Genomic DNA, 15,849 nt, shown 5'->3' with positions numbered 1-15,849 from the left:
TCTTGACACGACCTGGACCGGGCTTGCGGAACCTCAGGACCAGCACCCTTCCGTAGTCCCCACGCACGTGGGGATGGACCAGAGCCAGGGAGCGGGCGGCTAATGGGGAGGCGGTAGTCCCCACGCACGTGGGGATGGACCGTCCAGGCCCTGGCGGACATGTTCCCCGAGCTTGTAGTCCCCACGCACGTGGGGATGGACCGTAGGCCCCTAGCACCCCCACGCTCACGCTCACGTAGTCCCCACGCACGTGGGGATGGACCTGCGCTCTACCGATGGTGTCGGACTCTGGTTTTGTAGTCCCCACGCACGTGGGGATGGACCTCTGTTCTGTGAGGTCACGGATGATGGGAGCATATCCGTAGTCCCCACGCACGTGGGGATGGACCGGCCGAGCGTAGAGCATGGGGGATCGATGATGAGTAGTCCCCACGCACGTGGGGATGGACCTCATAGGTATAGATCACCCCATTCAGGCCAGCAGTAGTCCCCACGCACGTGGGGATGGACCTAGCGCCACTGGGTAACCGTCCAGTGCCCCACCGTAGTCCCCACGCACGTGGGGATGGACCTGCTATCCAGGCGGGCCTCGAGGCGGGCTATACGTAGTCCCCACGCACGTGGGGATGGACCTTGCCCCCGTAGACAAACCCGCCCCTTCTCCCTATACTGGTGGACGCTACGGGGAGTAGCGCAGCCCGGTAGCGCACCTCGTTCGGGACGAGGGGGTCGCTGGTTCAAATCCAGTCTCCCCGACCAAGGCCGGCCTTCGGGCCGGTTTTCGCTCTTATACTCCTTCCCATGGGCTTCCTTCCAGGGCTGGCCTTGCTCCTTTTGGGCTTCCACCTCCTCGGGGAGGGGCTTGCCGGGCTTAAGGGGCGCCGGCACTTCTTGGCCCAGGCCCTCGGGGGGCGGGCCCTAGGGGCGGGGCTTCTCCTGGGGGCCCTTTCGGGAAGCGGCACCGGGGTAAGCCTCCTGGCCCTGGGGCTTCTGGAAGGGGGGGTAGTGGGCCTTAGGGGGGCTGCGCTTTTGGCCCTAGGGGCCACCGCGGGGGCTGTCCTTTGGGTGGGGCTCCTCCTCCTCCCGGGGGGGCTTGGAGGGGTCTTCCTCGCCCTGGGGCTCTTGCCCTTCCTCCTGCCCCCCCTTAGGCGGCTTGGCTTCTTCTTCCTGGGGCTTGGGCTCCTTTTCCTGGGCTTTTCTGCCATGCAAGGGGCGGTGGAGGGGGTGGGAGGGGTCCTCGAGGCCTTCCCCTTGCCCCTTTGGGGATACTACCTTGGGGGCTTTCTCCTGGCCTTCCTTTTCGGCTCCGCCAACGCGGTGGCCGCCTTGGCCCTGGCCTTGGGCGGGGCCCTCCCAAAGGCGGGGGCCCTGGCCCTGGTCCTGGGGGGCGGGGTGGGGGCCACGGGGGCCCTTTTCCTGGCCGGCCTGGAGGGCCGGAGGGAGGCCTACCGCCTGGGCTTGGTCCTCCTCGTCCACCGCTTGGCCCTTTCCCTCCTCCTTTTCCCCCTCCTCCCCTTCTGGCCTTACGGGGTGGTGGCCTACCACGGGCTTGCCCACCTCCTCTATGCCCTGGCCTTCCTGCCCCTGGCCCCAAGGTACGAGGCCCTGGCAGAAAGGCTTTTTCCCAGGCCCCAGGTGGCCCCCAAGTACCTCTCCCGGGAGGCGCTGGAGACCCCCACCCTGGCCTACGCCCTGGCCCAGCGGGAGGTGGCCCGCATCGCCGACGCGGTGCGGGGGATGATGCTTCGGGCGGTGCGCATCCTGGCCCAAGAGGAAGGGGGGGAAGGGAGCCTGGAAGACCTGGAGGCCAAGGTGGACCGCCTCACCCGGGAGGTGGTCCTCTACACCGCGGAGCTTTCCGCCCGTACCGGGGAGGAGCGGGCGGTGCGCCTCTTAGTCATGGCCAGCGAGCTGGAGCACCTGGGGGACCTGGTGCGCCGGGTGGTGCGGCAGGTGGAGAAGCTCTGGGCCCAGGGCCTTACCTTCAGCCTCGAGGGCAAGGAGGAGCTCTTGGAAGCGGCAACCCGGGTTCTTGGGCGGCTTGAGCGCATGGCCACGGCCCTGGCCACAGGGGAAAAGGCCCTGGCGGAGGAGGTGGTGCGGGAGCGGGAGGCCATGGCGGCCTTCCTGGACCGCCTGCGCCGGGCCCACCTGCAAAGGCTGGAGGGGGCCCGCCCCGAGACCCGGGCCTCCACCTTGGCCCACCTGGACCTCCTCATCACCCTGGACGAGCTGGATGGGGGGGTGGTGCGGCTTTGTGATCTGCTCCTTTCGGGATAAGCTAGGGGGCGTGGTACGGATCCTGGGCGGGAAAGCCAAGGGCGTCTCCCTCCTCGTCCCCCCCTCGGCCCGGCCCTCGCCGGTGCGGCTTAGGAAGGCCCTTTTTGACTACCTGCGCCTCCGCTACCCTAGGCGCGGGGCCTTCCTGGACCTCTACGCGGGGAGCGGGGCGGTGGGCCTCGAGGCGGCCAGCGAGGGCTTCCGGGCCACCCTGGTGGAGAAGGACCCCGAGGCCATCCGCCTCCTAAAGGAAAACATCCGCCGCACCGGGCTTCCCGTGCGCCTCGTCCCCCTGCCCGTGGAGGTCTTCCTCCCGGAGGCCCGGGCCCGGGGGGAGCGGTACACCATCGCCTTCATGGCCCCGCCCTACGCCTTGGACCTAGCCCAGACCTTCGCCCTCCTTTTGGAAAGCGGCCTGGTGGAGCCCGGGGGGCTTTACATCCTCCAACACCCCAAAGAGCTCCACCTCCCCTTGGGGGAGCGCCGGGTCTATGGGGAGAACGCCCTCACCCTGGTGGAGGTCTAGATGCACGTGGTCTATCCGGGAAGCTTTGACCCCCTCACCAACGGCCACCTGGACGTGATCCAGCGGGCAAGCCGCCTTTTCCAAAAGGTCACGGTGGCCATCCTGGAAAACCCCAACAAGCGGGGCCAGTACCTCTTCACCGCGGAGGAGCGCCTGGCCATCGTCCGGGAGGCCACCCAGCACCTCCCCAACGTGGAGGCCCACACCTTTAGCGGCCTGCTCGTGGACTTCGTGAAGCGGGTGGGGGCCCAGGCCATCGTGAAGGGCCTTAGGGCGGTTTCCGACTACGAGTACGAGCTCCAAATGGCCCACCTGAACCGGCAGCTTTTGCCGGGCCTGGAAACCCTTTTCATCCTCTCCGCCACCCGCTACTCCTTCGTGTCCAGCACCATGGTGAAGGAGATCGCCCGGTACGGGGGGGACGTGTCCAAGCTGGTCCCCCCGGCCACCCTGAGGGCCCTAAAGGCCAAGTTCGGCCGGTAAAATCCCCCTTATGAAGGCGCTCCTTTCCGTTTCCGACAAGCGGGGCCTTTTGGACTTTGCCCGGGGGCTTTTGGAGCTCGGCTTCGGCCTTCTCGCCACGGGGGGGACCTACCGGGCCCTTAAGGAGGCCGGCCTTCCCGTCACCTACATCTCCCAGTTCACCGGCTTCCCCGAGGTCTTGGAGGGCCGGGTCAAGACCCTCCACCCCAAGGTGCACGCGGGGCTTCTTGCCCGGCCCGACCAGGAGGAGGAGCTTAGGGCCCTCGGCTTTGAGCGCATCGCCCTCCTTGCGGTGAACCTCTACCCCTTCCGGGAGACCGTGGCCCGGGGGGCTTCCTTTGAGGAGGCCCTGGAGCAGATCGACATCGGGGGCCCGGCCATGCTCCGGGCCGCGGCCAAGAACCACCAGGCGGTCCTTCCCGTCTGTGACCCCGAGGACTACCCCGCGGTGCTAAAGGCCCTCAAGGAGGGCCTCACCCCGGAGTTCCGCCGCGCGCTTGCCCGCAAGGCCTTCGCCCACACCGCGGCCTACGACGCGGCCATTGCGGAGTGGCTATCCGGGGAGAAGTTTCCCGAGGAGAAGTTCTTGGTCTTGAAGCGGGTCTTTCCCCTGCGCTACGGGGAAAACCCCCACCAGGAGGCGGCCCTTTACCGGGTGGTGGGGGAGGAAGGGCCTCTCCTTGGGGCGCAGGTTCTTCAGGGGAAGGCCATGAGCTTCAACAACTACCTGGACGCCGAGGCCGCCTGGAACCTGGTCTCGGAGTTTGAGGCCCCGGCCTGCGCGGCCATCAAGCACCAGAACCCCTGCGGGGTGGCCTTAGGGGAGGGCCCCCTCGAGGCCTACCGGAAGGCCTACGCCGCGGACCCCGTGTCCATCTTCGGGGGCATCGTGGCCTTCAACCGGGAGGTGGACGGGGCCACGGCCAGGGCCATGGGGGAGGTCTTCCTGGAGGTGGTCCTCGCCCCGGGCTTTTCGGAGGAGGCCTTGGAGGTTTTTGCCAAGCGGAAGAACCTCCGCCTCCTCAAGGTTCCTTCCCCCGCCCAGGGGCCTTACCTGGACCTCCGCCGCATTCGGGGTGGGGTGCTCCTCCAGGACGCGGACACGGAAGACCCCATGGCCCCCAAGGTGGTCACGGCCAAGGCCCCTTCCCAGGCCGAGCGGGCCGACCTCCTCTTCGCCTGGAAGGTGGTGAAGCACGTGCGCTCCAACGCCATCGTGGTGGCCAAGGGGGGGGTGACCCTGGGCATCGGGGTGGGGCAGACCAACCGCCTGCAGGCGGCCCGGCACGCCCTCGAGGCCGCCGGGGAAGGGGCGAGGGGCGCGGTGCTCGCCTCCGATGCCTTCTTCCCCTTTGACGACGTGGTGCGCCTTGCGGGCCAGTACGGGGTTTCCGCCCTCATCCAGCCCGGGGGGAGCGTGCGGGACCAGGACTCCATCCGGGCCGCGGACGAGCTGGACTTGGCCATGGTCTTCACCGGGGTGCGGCACTTCAAGCACTAAGTGCCCCACCGAAGCGAAAGCTTCGGTGGGGACCCCAGAAAGAGGGTCCAGCATGCCCTTCCTCCGAGCCCCATGAGGATTTTTCAATGCCCGGGCACTTAGGCTTACTTCCCCACGCAGAAGTTGCGGAAGACCCGGTCCACCACCTCCTCCGTCACGTCCCGCCCGAGGAGGGCGTTTAGGGCCCCTACCGCCTCCTCTAGGGCCAGGCCCATGAGGTCCTCGGGGAGGGCGAGGGCCTCTTCCAGGCGCTCCTTGGCCTGGAGGAGGGCCTCCTTTTGCCGGTCGCTCAGGAAAACCCCCCCTTCGCCCCCCTCCCCCAGGAGGGCCTCGCGGATGCGCGCTTTTAGGGTCTCGAGCCCTTCCCCCGTCACGCTGGAAACCCGGAGGTACTGGGGGTCCTCCCAAAGGGGCGGGAGGTCGGCCTTGGTGGCCACGCGGATGGTCCTTGGGGGCAGGGGGGGCGGGGTGGGCCTGGGGGCGCTGCTGTCCGCCAGGTAGAGCACGAGGTCCGCCTCCTCCGCGATCCTGAGGGCCCGCTCCACCCCGGCCCGCTCAATGGGGTCTTCCGTCTCCCGCACCCCGGCGGTGTCCACGGCCACGAGGGGGATGCCGAAGAGCTCCAGGGGGGCCTCGAGGTAGTCCCGGGTGGTGCCGGGGATGGGGGAGACCAAAGCCCGATCGTAGCCCAAAAGGGCGTTCAGGAGGCTGCTTTTCCCCGCGTTCGGGGCCCCGATGAGGGCCAGGCGGGCCCCCCGCTGGGCCAAAGCCGAGGCCCGGGCCTGGGCCAGGAGGCCTTCCACCTCCCTTAGGGCCTCCCGGATGACCCTTTCCGCCTCATGGGGCTCCACCCCCTCCTCGGGGTAGTCCAGGAGGGCCTGGACGTGGGCCAGGAGGTCCAAAAGCTTCCCTTGGAGGGCCTCAATCCGGCGGGAAAGGGCCCCCTCGAGGCCCCGCAGGGCCTGCCGCCGGGCGAGATCCCCTTCTGCCTCCACCAGGGCCAAGACGGCCTCCGCCTGGGCCAGGTCCATCTTCCCGTGGAGGTAGGCCCTAAGGGTGAACTCTCCCGGCCCCGCCATCCGGGCCCCCGCGGCCAGGAGGGCCTCCACCGCCCGCCTTAGGACTGCCGGGGAACCGTGGAGGTGGAACTCCAGGAGGTCCTCCCCGGTGTAGGACCGGGGGGCGCGGAAGACCAGGAGAAGGGCCTGGTCTATGGCCTCCCCCGTCGTTGGGTCCACCAGGTGGCCCAGGGTAAAGCGCCCCCCCTTCATCCCCCTAGGGTCTTTCCCCCGGAAGACCCGGGCCCCGATCTCCAAGGCGCCCTCCCCGGAGAGGCGCACCACCCCAATGGCCCCCTTCCCCAGGGGGGTGGCGATGGCGCAGATGGGGTCTTTGAGGCGCATCAGAGGGCTTGCCGGAGGGCCTCGAGGGTCTTGTCCAGATCCTCTTCCCCATGGGCCACGGAGAGGAAGGCCGCCTCAAAGTTGGAGGGGGGCCAGTAGACGCCCCGCTCCAGAAGCCCGTGGAAGAAGCGCTTAAAGAGCTCGGTGTCCGTCCTTTTGGCCTCGGCAAAGGTGTGCACCGGCCCCTCGGTGAAGAAGACGGTGAGCATGGACCCCACCCGGTTCACGGTGTGGGGGAGGCCCTTTTCCGTAAGGACCGCTCTTAAACCCTCTTCCAGCTGCTCCCCCAGGGCTTCCAGGTGGGCGTAGTACCCCGGGTTTTCCTCCAAAATCTCCAGGGTGGCAAGCCCCGCGGCCATGGCCAAGGGGTTCCCCGAGAGGGTTCCTGCCTGGTAGACAGGGCCTAAGGGGGCCACCTTCTCCATGATCTCCCGCCTTCCCGCGTAGGCCGCGGCGGGAAGCCCCCCGCCCAGGACCTTTCCCAGGGTAACCAGGTCCGGCTTCAGGCCAAAACGTTCCGTGGCCCCGCCGAAGGCCAGGCGGAAGCCAGTCATGACCTCGTCGGCGATGAGGAGGGCCCCGTATTCTTTGGCCTGGTGAAGGGTTTTCAGGAACTCCCCTGTGGGGATGAGGACCCCGGCGTTCCCCACCACGGGCTCAAAGATGATGGCCGCGATCTCCTCCCCCCGTGCCCTCAAGACCTCCCGCAGGCCCTCCGGGTCGTTGTACTCCAGGACCAGGGTGAGCCGGGCGTAGGCCTCGGGGACCCCGGCGCTATTGGGCACCCCGAAGGTGAGGGCCCCGCTTCCCGCCTCCACCAGAAGCCCGTCCGCGTGGCCGTGGTAGTTGCCCCGGAACTTCACGATGAGATCGCGCCCCGTGTACCCCCGGGCAAGCCTGAGGGCGCTCATGGTGGCCTCTGTCCCGGAGCTCACGAAGCGCACCAGGTCCACCCCAGGGTAGGCCCGCTTCACCTTCTTGGCGAGCTCCACCTCCAAAGGGTGCGGGGCCCCGAAGGTGAGGCCCCCTTCCATGGTTTCCTGCACCCGCCTTAGGACCTCGGGGTGGGCGTGGCCCAGGATGAGGGGGCCCCAGCTCAGGACGTAGTCCAGGTAGCGGTTCCCGTCCAGATCGTAAACGTAGGCCCCTTCCCCCCGCACCAGGTAAGGGGGGGTGCCCCCTACGGCGCGGAAGGCGCGCACGGGGCTGGATACCCCGCCCGGGATGTGCCTTTGGGCCTCTTGGAAAAGCGCTTCGGAACGCGCGCGGTCCATACCCCCTACTTTACCGTTCCCGGCCCTGGGGGCGTGGGGCCCCCGCCACCTTGACGGTAAAGACCGGTCAGACTAGTCTGAACCTATGGACCGTGCCTGGCCTTTGCAGGAAGCCAAGGCCCGCTTTTCCGAGGTGGTGGAGCGGGCCCTTCGGGGAACGCCCCAGGTGGTGAGCCGCCGGGGAAAGGAGAGGGTGGTCCTCCTCCGCTACGAGGACTACCTAGCCCTGAAGGGCGAGACCCAGTCCCTTCTTACGGCCCTCCGTCCGCCCGAGCCCCTGGAAGAGGAGCTGGTGGAGGCCCTCTTCCGGCGGGAGGAGACTCCTTACCGGGAGGCCGGGCTTTGAGCTACCTTCTGGACACCAACGTGGTTTCGGAAACGGCCAAACCCCGGCCGGATCCCGGGGTGCTGGCCTGGCTGGCCCACCACTGGGTGGAGGAGGCCTACCTCTCGGCCCTCACCCTAGGGGAGCTGGTCCAGGGTCTGGCCCGTGCTCCTGAGGGGAAGCGGCCCCTCCTCGAGGCCTGGCTGGAGGGGATCAAGACCCGGTTTCGGGAGCGGATCCTCCCCTTGGACGAAGGGGTTATGGAAACCTGGGGCCTCCTCACCGGCACCGCTTTCCTCCAAGGCCGCCCCCTTTCCCCCCTGGACGCCATGCTGGCCGCCACCGCCCTGAGGCACGGCCTGGTCCTGGTAACCCGGAACGCCGCCCCCTTTCAGGGGCTTCCGGTGAGGGTGCTAAACCCTTGGCGGGAGGCTCAGTAGCTCAAGGCCTTCCTCAGGGCGGCGAGGACCCTACGGGCGTTCGGGCGGTAGAGGTGCTCAATGGCGCTGAAGGGGGGGTAGGGGGCGTCGTACCCTGCCACCCGGAGGACGGGGGCCTGGAGGTAGTCCAGGGCCCCTTCCGCGATCCTGGCGGCCACCTCGGCCCCGAACCCCCCGGTGCGCATGGCCTCGTAGACCACGATGGCCCGCCCCGTGGCCCGCACCGCCTCCAAAAGGGTCTCCTCGTCCAGGGGGACCAGGGTTTCCAGGTCCACCACCGTGACCTCCACCCCCTCCCGCCTCGCCACCTCCGCCGCCTCCAGCATCACCTCCACCATTCCCCCGTAGCCGATGAGGGTGGCTGCCTTCCCCTCCCTCAGGACCCTGGCCTTGCCCAGGGGGAGGGTGTAGTAGCCCTCCGGGACCTCGGCCCGCGCCCCCCGGTAGAGCTTGATGGCCTCCAGGAAGAAGACCGGGTCCTCGTCCTCTATGGCCGCAAGGAGAAGGCCCTTGGCCCTTTCCGGGCTCGAGGGGATGACCACCTTGACCCCCGGGGTGTGGCAGAGGATGGCCTCGGGGGAGTCCGCGTGCTGCTCCGGGGTGTGGACCCCGCCCCCATAGGGCGCCCGCACCACCACGGGAAGCCCCACCCGCCCCCGGGAGCGGTGCCGCCAGCGGCCCAAGTGGGAGAGGATCTGGTCCAGGGCGGGGTAGAGGAAGCCCGCGAACTGGATCTCGGCCACGGGCCGCATCCCCCCCATGGCCAGGCCGATGGCCAGGCCCAGGATGCCGCTTTCCGCCAGAGGGGTGTCAAAGACCCTCCCCTCCCCGTGCTTGGCCTGGAGGCCCTCCGTGACCCGGAAGACCCCCCCAAGCCGCCCCACGTCCTCCCCAAAGACCAGGACCCTCGGGTCCCCGGTTAGGGCCAGGTCCAGGGCCTCGTTGATGGCCTGGACCATGTTCAGGACGCGCGTCTTCTCCCTCACCATGCCTCCTCCAGGTGAAGGCCCCGCCTCAGAGCCTCGTGGGCCCGCTTCTGGTCGGGGCCCATTTCCTTGTAGACGTGCTCCACGATCTCCTCGGGTCGGGGCTCGGGGGCGCTGTCCGCCAGGGCCAGTTCCCGGGCGAACTCCTCTTCCAGCTCGTTGAGGAGAGCCTTTTCCGCCTCCTCTCCCCAAAGGCCCTTTTCCTCTAGCGCCTTGCGGAAGCGGAGGAGGGGGTCTTTGGCCCGCCAGGCCTCTTCCTCCTCCCGGGTGCGGTAGCGGGAGGGGTCGTCGGAGGTGGTGTGGGGGGCCAGGCGGTAGGTGAGGGCCTCCAGGAGGGTGGGGCCTTCCCCCTTGCGGGCCCTCTCCACCGCCTTCTTGGCCTCGAGGTAGACGGCCACGACGTCGTTCCCGTCCACCACCACCCCCGGCATCCCGTACCCCTCCGCTCGGCGGGCGATGTAGTCCACCCGCATCTGCCTGTTCCGGGGCACGCTGATGGCGTAGCCGTTGTTCTGCACCAGGAAGAGCACCGGGGCCTGGAAGACCGCGGCAAAGTTAAGCCCCTCGTGGAAGTCCCCCTCGCTGGTCCCCCCATCCCCGATGCTGGTGGCCACCACCCAGTCCTCCCCCCGGAGGCGCCCGGCCAGGGCCAGGCCCACCGCCTGGGGGATCTGGGTGGCGATGGGGATGTAGGGGTTCACCGCCCGCACCCCCTCGGGGAAGCCCCAGCCCGCGGGGTGGGCCCGCCAGTAGAGGAGGAGGACGTGGATGGGCATCCCCCGGGTGAGGAGGAGGGCGGTCTCCCGGTAGGAGGGCACCACCCAGTCCCCCGCCCCCAGGGCCAGGCCCACCCCCACCTGGGCCGCCTCCTGCCCCATGAAGGGGGCGTAGACCCCAAGCCGCCCCTGGCGCTGGAGGGTCAGGGCCTTCTCATCAAAAAACCGGGCCCGCCGCATGGCCCGGTAGAGCCTGAGGGCTTCCTCCTTCTCTAGGGGAAGCTCGCCTTTTTCCAAATACCCCACCGGTTTTAGCTTCACGCCTGGGAGTTTACCACAGCCCCCAGGCGCTCTAGGGCAAGCACAAGCTCCTCCTCCTTCTTGCAGAAGGCGAAGCGGAAAAGCCCTTTAGGCGGGTCTTCCCGGTAGAAGGCCTCCCCGGGGATGAGGGCCACCCGGGCCCTTTCCAGAAGGGAAAAGGCCTCCCACCCAGGGAGCTCGGCCATGAGGAAGTAGGTGCCCTGGGGGAGGAAGGCCTTGAGGCCCAGGGTCCTTAGGCCTTGGTAGAGGAGGTCCCGCCTCTTGCGGTAGCTCGCCCTTAGGGCCTCGTAAAAGCCTTCTTGCCGGGCCACCCTCAAGGCCTCCGCCACCCCCGCCTGCAGGGGGCTTGGGGCGGAGAAGCTGGTCCACTGGCGCATGCCCGCCAGGGTTCCCATGTACTCCTTGGGTCCCACGATCCAGCCCACCCGGTAGCCGGTGGCCTCGAGGCGCTTCCCTGCACTTCCCACGGTGAAGGTCCGCTCTGGGGCGAAGTCCTTTAGGCGCGGTGGGGGAGAGGGGGTGTAGTAGAGCTCGTCGTAGACCTCGTCGGAGATGAGGAAAAGGTCGTGCCGCCGGGCCAGCTCGGCGATGGCCCTAAGCTCCTCCTCCCCAAAGACCAGGCCCGTGGGGTTCATGGGGGTGTTGAGGAGGAGGGCCCGGGTCCTTTCCGTCACCGCCCCTTCCAGGGCCTTAAGGTCCAGCCAGAAGCCCTCCTCTCCTAGCGCAAGCCGCACCAGCCGGGCCTCGGCCCCCGCCAGGAAGGCATCGGGCAGGTACACGTCAAAGAAGGGCTCCAGGACCACCACCTCGTCCCCAGGGCCCAGGAGGCTTTGGAGGAGGACGTAAATGGCCTCCGTGGCCCCCGAGGTGACCACCACGCTTTCGGGCTCCACCCCGAACTCCTCGGCCAGGGCCTCCCGGAGGATGGGAAGGCCTGCAGGGGGCGCGTACTGGTCGTAGCGGCCCAGGGCCCGCCCCACCGCCTCGAGGAGGAAGGCGGGCGGGGGGGTGGAGGGGAAGCCCTGGCCCAGGTTCACCGCTTGGAGCCTTAAGGCCAGGGCGCTCATCTTGGGGAAGATGCTCTCCTTGGCGGCCTGGGTCCGGGAGTGGAGGCGCATGGTCTCTAGTCTAGCCCCAAGCCGTGCCCTTGGGGAGGCTTTGGGGGAGAGGGTTGGGCTCTTCTAGGGGTGGGGTCGACGTCCACCAGGACCTTCAGGCCCTTACCTCCTCGTCTGCAAGGTGGGCGGCGTAGGCTAGGGCGGCGTCTATGCTTTCAGGCTCCACGTACGGGTAGTCCCGGAGGGTCTCCTCTGGTTTGGTGCCTGAGGAGGGTCAAAAGGGTGCCCACGGTGGTGCGCATCCCCCGGAGGTAAGGTTTGCCGCCCATGACCCCAGGGTCCATGGTTCCCAGCCCATACCCTTCATTTCGGGCGCCCGTCTTGGGGAGGATGCCCTCTTTGGCGGCTTGATTCCGGGGGTGGGGGCGCATGGCCCTAAGCTTGCGCCGCCCTTGGGTGTGGGCCTACCGGCTTTGGACCCCTTAGCCCGCGATGCGGAGAAGGGCCAGGAAGCTTTCCAGCTCCAGGCTGGCACCCCCCACCAGCCCCCCGTCCACGTTGGGCTGGGAGAGGAGGTCGGCGAAGTTCGTAGGGTTCACGCTGCCCCCATAGAGGATGCGCACCCTTGCCCCAAAGCCTGCCCCGTACCGCTCCGAGAGGGCTTGGCGGAGGGCCTGGTGCATGGCCTCGGCGTCGGAAGGGGTGGCGTTTTTCCCGGTTCCGATGGCCCAGACGGGCTCGTAGGCCACCACTAGGGCCTCGGGGGAAGGGGGTTCGACGCCCTCGAGGCTCCCCAGGAGCTGCTGCAGGGTGTAGGGCACCGCCTCCCCCCGTTCCCGCACCTCCAGGGGCTCCCCCACGCAGAGGATGGGGGTGATCCCTTCTTCCAGAAGCCTTTTCGCCTTCTCCGCCACCAGGGCATCGGTTTCCCCGTGGTAACGGCGCCGTTCCGAGTGGCCCACGATGGCGTAGCGGCAACCCAGGTCCTTGAGCATCCTCGCCGAGACCTCCCCGGTGTAGGCTCCTTCCCGGTGGGCGGAGACGTCCTGGGCCCCGTAGGCCACCTGGCTCCCCCCCAGGACCTCCCTAGCCACGGGGAGGATGGGGAAGGCGGGGAGGACCGCCGCCTCGGACTCCAAGGGGGGAAGGAGCCTTTTCAGCTCCGCGAACCAGACCCGGGCCTCCGAGGGAACTTTGTGCATTTTCCAGTTGCCTGCCACCAACACCCGGCGCATGGGGCCATATTATCAGGCTCTGGCGGCTTTTTGCCTTAGGCGTCGGTGGGCTTCCCTAAAGCCCACCAGCTTGCGGGTTGCTTCGTCGTGGAGGTGGAGGTCGGCGAAGGCGATTTGGAAGGCGTCCTTTAGGGTCACCGTGGGGGCCACCTTCACCAGGTCCACCTCCTCCTGGACCTTGGGCAGGTGGTAGTTGGGGATCTTGGGGGCCAGGTGGTGGATGTGGTGGAAGCCGATGTTCCCCGTAAGCCACTGGAGGACCTTGGGGAGTTTCAGGTAGGTGCTCCCCTCCATGGCCGCCTTGAGGTGTTCCCAGCGGGGGTCGTGCTCCCAGTAGGCGTCCTCAAACTGGTGCTGGACGTAGAAAAGGAAGATGCCTACCATGCCCGCCAGGTACTGGATGGGGAGGTAGACCCAAAGGAGGGTCTTCACGCCGAAAAGGAGGACAATGCCCGCAAGGAGAAGGGCCAGGAAGAGGTTGGTGAGGGCCACGCTGTTCCGCACGGAGGGCTTTTCCGAGCCGTAGCCCAAGGGCAGGCGGTAGGAGAGCATGAAGACGTAGATCGGCCCGATGAAGAACATGATGAAGGGGTTGCGGTAAACCCGGTACTTGAACCGCTCCCAGGGGGTGGCCTTCAGGTACTCCTCCAGGGTCATGGTGTAGATGTCCCCCACGCCCCGCTTGTCCAGGTTGCCGCTGGTGGCGTGGTGGCGGGCGTGGGAGAGCTGCCAGTGGTGGTAGGGCACCAGGGTGAGCACGCCGGTGAAGAAGCCCAGGAGGTCGTTCATCCAGCGTTTGGGAAAGAAGGATCCGTGGCCTGCGTCGTGCTGGAGGATGAAAAGCCGCACCAGGAAAAGGGCAGCCACCATGTCCAGGGCCAGGGTAAGGAGGAGGGAAAGGGAGAGGGCCTTGTGGGCCAGGAAGAAGAGGAGGAGAAGGGGGAGGAGGGTGTCCGCCACCTGGCGGAGGCTTCTTAGGGTATTGGGCTTGGCGTAGGGCTTGATGAGGGGGATCCAGTCTTGGGGTTTGAGCTTGTCCATAGCACTCCTTCTCGGGAGTACCTTCAGTGTACCTCCTGTTTTGTGAGGGCGATGAGAAAGCCCTACCGGGGCTTGAGCCGGTCCTTGGAGTCCAGGATGAGGGTCACGGGGCCGTCGTTTACCAGGTGGACCCGCATGTGGGCCCCGAAGACCCCGGTTTCCACGTGGACCTCCTGCTCTAAGAAGGCTTCCAGGGCCGCCTCAAAAAGCCGCCGCCCCACCTCGGGGGGCGCGGCCTCCAGGAAAGAGGGCCGGTTCCCCTTGCGGGTGTCGGCGTAGAGGGTGAACTGGCTCACCAGGAGGACCTCGCCCCCCACGTCCTTGAGGGAGAGGTTCATCTTGCCCTCGAGGTCGGGGAAGACCCGCAGGGCCACGATTTTGCGGGCCAGGTAGAGGGCGTCCTCCTTGGTGTCCTCCCGCGCCACCCCAAGGAGGACGAGAAACCCCGTCCCGATGGCCCCCACCACCTCCCCTTCCACCTCCACCCGGGCCTCGGCAACCCGCTGCACCACCGCCCGCATCCTTCACCCCCTGGGCCCCGCGAAGAGGGCCACGGTGCCGGGGCCCGCATGCACGCTCACCGCTGCCCCCGCGGGGAGCATGCCCAAAACCTCCACCCCTTCCTGGCGGATGGCCTCCCCTAGGGCCCTGGCCCCCTCCCCGTTCCCCGCGTGGGCCAGGTAGACCTGGGCCCCGCTTGGGAAGTCCCGCCGGAAAAGCTCCACCACCTTCCTCAGCCCCTCCCCGAACCCCCGTACCCGAGGGCCGGGGAAGACCCCGCCCTCCTTCACCTCCAGGATGGGAAGGATGCGAAGAAGCCCCCCCACGAAGCGCTTTAGGCCGCTGATCCGCCCCAAGCGGTGGAGGTAGGTGAGGGTTTGGGGGAGGACGTACCCCCGCACCCGGGCCCGGAAGGGGGCGAGCGCCGCTTCCAGCCCCTCCCAGGCCACCCCGGCCTCGAGGAGGCGGCGGGCCTCCTCCAGGACCAGCTTCAGCCCCCCATTGAGGGACCAGGAGTCCAGGACCAAAACCCGCCCCCCAAAGCCCTGGGCCACGCGCATGGCGGTGGAAAGCGTGCCCGAAAGCTTTCCGGACACGTGCACGGAAACCACCCGTTCGTGGGTCTTTAGGAGCCTCGCGTAGGTTTCCCTGAGGTCCTCCGGGGCCACCTGGCTGGTGCTGAGGCGCTCTCCCTTTTCCAGGAGGTTCAGAACCTCCTCGGGGCGGATCTCCACCAGGTCCCGGTAGGACCGGCCGCCGTGGATCACCTGCTGGGGCACCAGGTGGATGCCCTCTTGGAGGGCCTCTTCGGGGGTGAGGCCCAGGGTGCTGTCGGCCACAAAGGCCACCTTAGAGGCTGTAGGCGTAGAAGCCATAGGTGCCCGGCCCCGTGTGGCTGGAGATCACGGCCCCAAGCTCCCCTGTGAGGACCTCCTCCACGGGCAGGCCGCTTTGCAGGACCATGGCCTTGAGCTCCTCCACCGCCCCTTCCTCGCCCCCGTAGAGGAAGAAGGCCCGGATGCGCTTCCGGCCCGTCCCCCAGGCCTTGAAGTCCTTCAGGATCTCCTCCTTGGCCTTCCGCTCCCCCCGGGCCCGGCCCGCAGCCTCCACCCGGCCCTCCTTGAGGGTGAGGATGGGCTTGATGCCAAGGAGGGTGCCGAGGAGGGCCTGGGCCCCCCCGATCCGCCCTCCCCGCTTGAGGAACTCCAACGTGGCCACGCTGAAGCGGACGAAGTGGTCGGCGCGGAGGCGCCTTAGCTCCTCCAAAACGCCTTCCAGGCTGGCCCCCGCTGAAAGGAGCTCGTGGGCCCTTAGGACCATCATCCCGATCCCCAAGGAGGCCCCTTGGCTGTCAAAGACCGTGACCCGCCCGGGGAAGTTCTGGGCGGCGAGCTCCGCGGACTGCACCGTGCCGGAAAGCCGGGCGGAGATATGGATGGAAAGCACGTGGTCCGCCCCTTTCAGGGCGTTCTCGTAAGCGCGGATGAAGTCCTCCGGGGAGGGCTGGCTGGTGGTGGGGAAGGCCTCCCCGACCCGCACCTTCTGGAAGACCTCGTTGGGGGTGATCTCTTCCCAGTCCCGGTAGACCCGGCCCCCTAGGTTCACGTACAGGGGCACGGCTTGGATGCCCAGTTCTTCCCTTAAGGCCTTGGGCAGGTCGGCGGTGGAATCCGTTACCAGGGCTACCTTCATACCCCTCCTTACGGTCCCGGCCAGGATACCATAGCGCCTGGAGTGTAGTGTAGGCCCTCCCTTGCTT

General features: G+C 68.0%; 16 protein-coding genes, 1 tRNA gene, 1 pseudogene and 1 CRISPR repeat array. Of the genes and pseudogenes, 7 read left to right on the top strand and 11 right to left on the bottom strand.

Features of this window, described 5'->3' with window-relative positions:
* Nucleotides 1-52: 52 nt before the first annotated feature.
* A CRISPR array of direct repeats spans nt 53-633; the repeat unit is 28 nt; unit sequence GTAGTCCCCACGCACGTGGGGATGGACC.
* Between the two features lie 49 nt (nt 634-682).
* The 5 genes from WKI94_RS03905 to purH all read left to right on the top strand — a co-directional run bounded on the left by WKI94_RS03905 (nt 683) and on the right by purH (nt 4,790).
* Nucleotides 683-759 (top strand) — tRNA-Pro (locus WKI94_RS03905).
* A gap of 42 nt (nt 760-801) precedes the next feature.
* Nucleotides 802-2,280: a Na/Pi cotransporter family protein gene (locus WKI94_RS03900; RefSeq protein ID WP_337844468.1), complete on the top strand. Its 1,479-nt coding sequence runs from the start codon at nt 802-804 to the stop codon at nt 2,278-2,280.
* A gap of 10 nt (nt 2,281-2,290) precedes the next feature.
* Nucleotides 2,291-2,806, top strand: coding sequence for an RsmD family RNA methyltransferase (locus WKI94_RS03895; protein ID WP_337844467.1), 516 nt, complete (start codon nt 2,291-2,293; stop codon nt 2,804-2,806).
* Nucleotides 2,807-3,289, top strand: coding sequence for a pantetheine-phosphate adenylyltransferase (coaD, locus tag WKI94_RS03890; protein ID WP_337844466.1), 483 nt, complete (start codon nt 2,807-2,809; stop codon nt 3,287-3,289).
* A gap of 10 nt (nt 3,290-3,299) precedes the next feature.
* Nucleotides 3,300-4,790, top strand: a complete 1,491-nt coding sequence (gene purH, locus WKI94_RS03885; RefSeq protein ID WP_337844465.1) for a bifunctional phosphoribosylaminoimidazolecarboxamide formyltransferase/IMP cyclohydrolase — start codon at nt 3,300-3,302, stop codon at nt 4,788-4,790.
* A gap of 104 nt (nt 4,791-4,894) precedes the next feature.
* On the opposite strand, the gene mnmE is transcribed toward purH, so the two are convergent.
* Together mnmE and hemL are read right to left on the bottom strand one after the other, a co-directional pair.
* A complete protein-coding gene (gene mnmE, locus WKI94_RS03880) occupies nt 4,895-6,193 on the bottom strand; it encodes a tRNA uridine-5-carboxymethylaminomethyl(34) synthesis GTPase MnmE (protein ID WP_337844464.1) in 1,299 nt (432 codons plus the stop codon).
* Complete coding sequence (gene hemL, locus WKI94_RS03875; RefSeq protein WP_337844463.1) at nt 6,193-7,467, bottom strand: glutamate-1-semialdehyde 2,1-aminomutase; 1,275 nt, start codon at nt 7,465-7,467, stop codon at nt 6,193-6,195. The genes mnmE and hemL overlap by 1 nt, the downstream gene beginning before the upstream one ends.
* Nucleotides 7,468-7,552: 85 nt before the next feature.
* Here hemL and WKI94_RS03870 point away from each other — a divergent pair, with 85 nt between their 5' ends.
* Nucleotides 7,553-7,813 carry a type II toxin-antitoxin system Phd/YefM family antitoxin gene (locus tag WKI94_RS03870; RefSeq protein ID WP_337844462.1) on the top strand — a complete coding sequence of 87 codons (261 nt, stop codon included), beginning with the start codon at nt 7,553-7,555 and terminating at the stop codon, nt 7,811-7,813.
* Complete coding sequence (locus WKI94_RS03865; RefSeq protein WP_337844461.1) at nt 7,810-8,232, top strand: type II toxin-antitoxin system VapC family toxin; 423 nt, start codon at nt 7,810-7,812, stop codon at nt 8,230-8,232. Before WKI94_RS03870 ends, WKI94_RS03865 begins: the two co-directional genes overlap by 4 nt.
* Here the strand turns inward: WKI94_RS03865 and WKI94_RS03860 are convergent.
* The 9 genes and pseudogenes from WKI94_RS03860 to WKI94_RS03820 all read right to left on the bottom strand — a co-directional run bounded on the left by WKI94_RS03860 (nt 8,226) and on the right by WKI94_RS03820 (nt 15,782).
* Complete coding sequence (locus WKI94_RS03860; protein ID WP_337844460.1) at nt 8,226-9,221, bottom strand: alpha-ketoacid dehydrogenase subunit beta; 996 nt, start codon at nt 9,219-9,221, stop codon at nt 8,226-8,228. The two genes, WKI94_RS03865 and WKI94_RS03860, sit on opposite strands and share 7 nt — an antisense overlap.
* A complete protein-coding gene (gene pdhA, locus WKI94_RS03855) occupies nt 9,215-10,255 on the bottom strand; it encodes a pyruvate dehydrogenase (acetyl-transferring) E1 component subunit alpha (RefSeq protein WP_337844459.1) in 1,041 nt (346 codons plus the stop codon). The genes WKI94_RS03860 and pdhA overlap by 7 nt, the downstream gene beginning before the upstream one ends.
* On the bottom strand, nt 10,252-11,373 hold the full coding sequence (locus tag WKI94_RS03850) for an aminotransferase class I/II-fold pyridoxal phosphate-dependent enzyme (RefSeq protein ID WP_337844458.1): 1,122 nt from the start codon (nt 11,371-11,373) through the stop codon (nt 10,252-10,254). Before WKI94_RS03850 ends, pdhA begins: the two co-directional genes overlap by 4 nt.
* A gap of 94 nt (nt 11,374-11,467) precedes the next feature.
* Nucleotides 11,468-11,657 (bottom strand): annotated as a pseudogene (locus WKI94_RS03845) (DUF433 domain-containing protein).
* A gap of 138 nt (nt 11,658-11,795) precedes the next feature.
* Nucleotides 11,796-12,548 (bottom strand): triose-phosphate isomerase, encoded by a 753-nt coding sequence (gene tpiA / locus WKI94_RS03840; RefSeq protein WP_337844457.1) that lies wholly within the window; start codon nt 12,546-12,548, stop codon nt 11,796-11,798.
* Between the two features lie 12 nt (nt 12,549-12,560).
* The gene (locus WKI94_RS03835; protein WP_337844456.1) at nt 12,561-13,589 is read right to left on the bottom strand and encodes a fatty acid desaturase; all 1,029 of its coding nucleotides are present in this window, start codon (nt 13,587-13,589) and stop codon (nt 12,561-12,563) included.
* Between the two features lie 62 nt (nt 13,590-13,651).
* Nucleotides 13,652-14,110 (bottom strand): D-aminoacyl-tRNA deacylase, encoded by a 459-nt coding sequence (dtd, locus tag WKI94_RS03830; RefSeq protein WP_337844455.1) that lies wholly within the window; start codon nt 14,108-14,110, stop codon nt 13,652-13,654.
* A 3-nt stretch (nt 14,111-14,113) separates the two neighbouring features.
* Nucleotides 14,114-14,965 carry a DegV family protein gene (locus WKI94_RS03825; RefSeq protein WP_337844454.1) on the bottom strand — a complete coding sequence of 284 codons (852 nt, stop codon included), beginning with the start codon at nt 14,963-14,965 and terminating at the stop codon, nt 14,114-14,116.
* Nucleotides 14,940-15,782: a DegV family protein gene (locus WKI94_RS03820; RefSeq protein WP_337844453.1), complete on the bottom strand. Its 843-nt coding sequence runs from the start codon at nt 15,780-15,782 to the stop codon at nt 14,940-14,942. Before WKI94_RS03820 ends, WKI94_RS03825 begins: the two co-directional genes overlap by 26 nt.
* Between the last annotated feature and the right edge of the window lie 67 nt (nt 15,783-15,849).

This window comes from Thermus sp. (assembly GCF_037444525.1).
Lineage (GTDB): Bacteria > Deinococcota > Deinococci > Deinococcales > Thermaceae > Thermus.
Note: the sequence above shows the minus strand (reverse complement) of the source record. Positions and strands in the feature narration are given on the sequence as shown.

Coding starts and splice junctions, on each gene's coding strand:
- WKI94_RS03900 (WP_337844468.1), top strand. CDS start 802: ATGGGCTTCCTTCCAGGGCTGGCCTTGCTCCTTTTGGGCTTCCACCTC.
- coaD (WP_337844466.1), top strand. CDS start 2,807: ATGCACGTGGTCTATCCGGGAAGCTTTGACCCCCTCACCAACGGCCAC.
- purH (WP_337844465.1), top strand. CDS start 3,300: ATGAAGGCGCTCCTTTCCGTTTCCGACAAGCGGGGCCTTTTGGACTTT.
- mnmE (WP_337844464.1), bottom strand. CDS start 6,193: ATGCGCCTCAAAGACCCCATCTGCGCCATCGCCACCCCCCTGGGGAAG.
- hemL (WP_337844463.1), bottom strand. CDS start 7,467: ATGGACCGCGCGCGTTCCGAAGCGCTTTTCCAAGAGGCCCAAAGGCAC.
- WKI94_RS03870 (WP_337844462.1), top strand. CDS start 7,553: ATGGACCGTGCCTGGCCTTTGCAGGAAGCCAAGGCCCGCTTTTCCGAG.
- WKI94_RS03860 (WP_337844460.1), bottom strand. CDS start 9,221: ATGGTGAGGGAGAAGACGCGCGTCCTGAACATGGTCCAGGCCATCAAC.
- WKI94_RS03850 (WP_337844458.1), bottom strand. CDS start 11,373: ATGCGCCTCCACTCCCGGACCCAGGCCGCCAAGGAGAGCATCTTCCCC.
- tpiA (WP_337844457.1), bottom strand. CDS start 12,548: ATGCGCCGGGTGTTGGTGGCAGGCAACTGGAAAATGCACAAAGTTCCC.
- WKI94_RS03835 (WP_337844456.1), bottom strand. CDS start 13,589: ATGGACAAGCTCAAACCCCAAGACTGGATCCCCCTCATCAAGCCCTAC.
- dtd (WP_337844455.1), bottom strand. CDS start 14,110: ATGCGGGCGGTGGTGCAGCGGGTTGCCGAGGCCCGGGTGGAGGTGGAA.
- WKI94_RS03825 (WP_337844454.1), bottom strand. CDS start 14,965: ATGGCTTCTACGCCTACAGCCTCTAAGGTGGCCTTTGTGGCCGACAGC.
- WKI94_RS03820 (WP_337844453.1), bottom strand. CDS start 15,782: ATGAAGGTAGCCCTGGTAACGGATTCCACCGCCGACCTGCCCAAGGCC.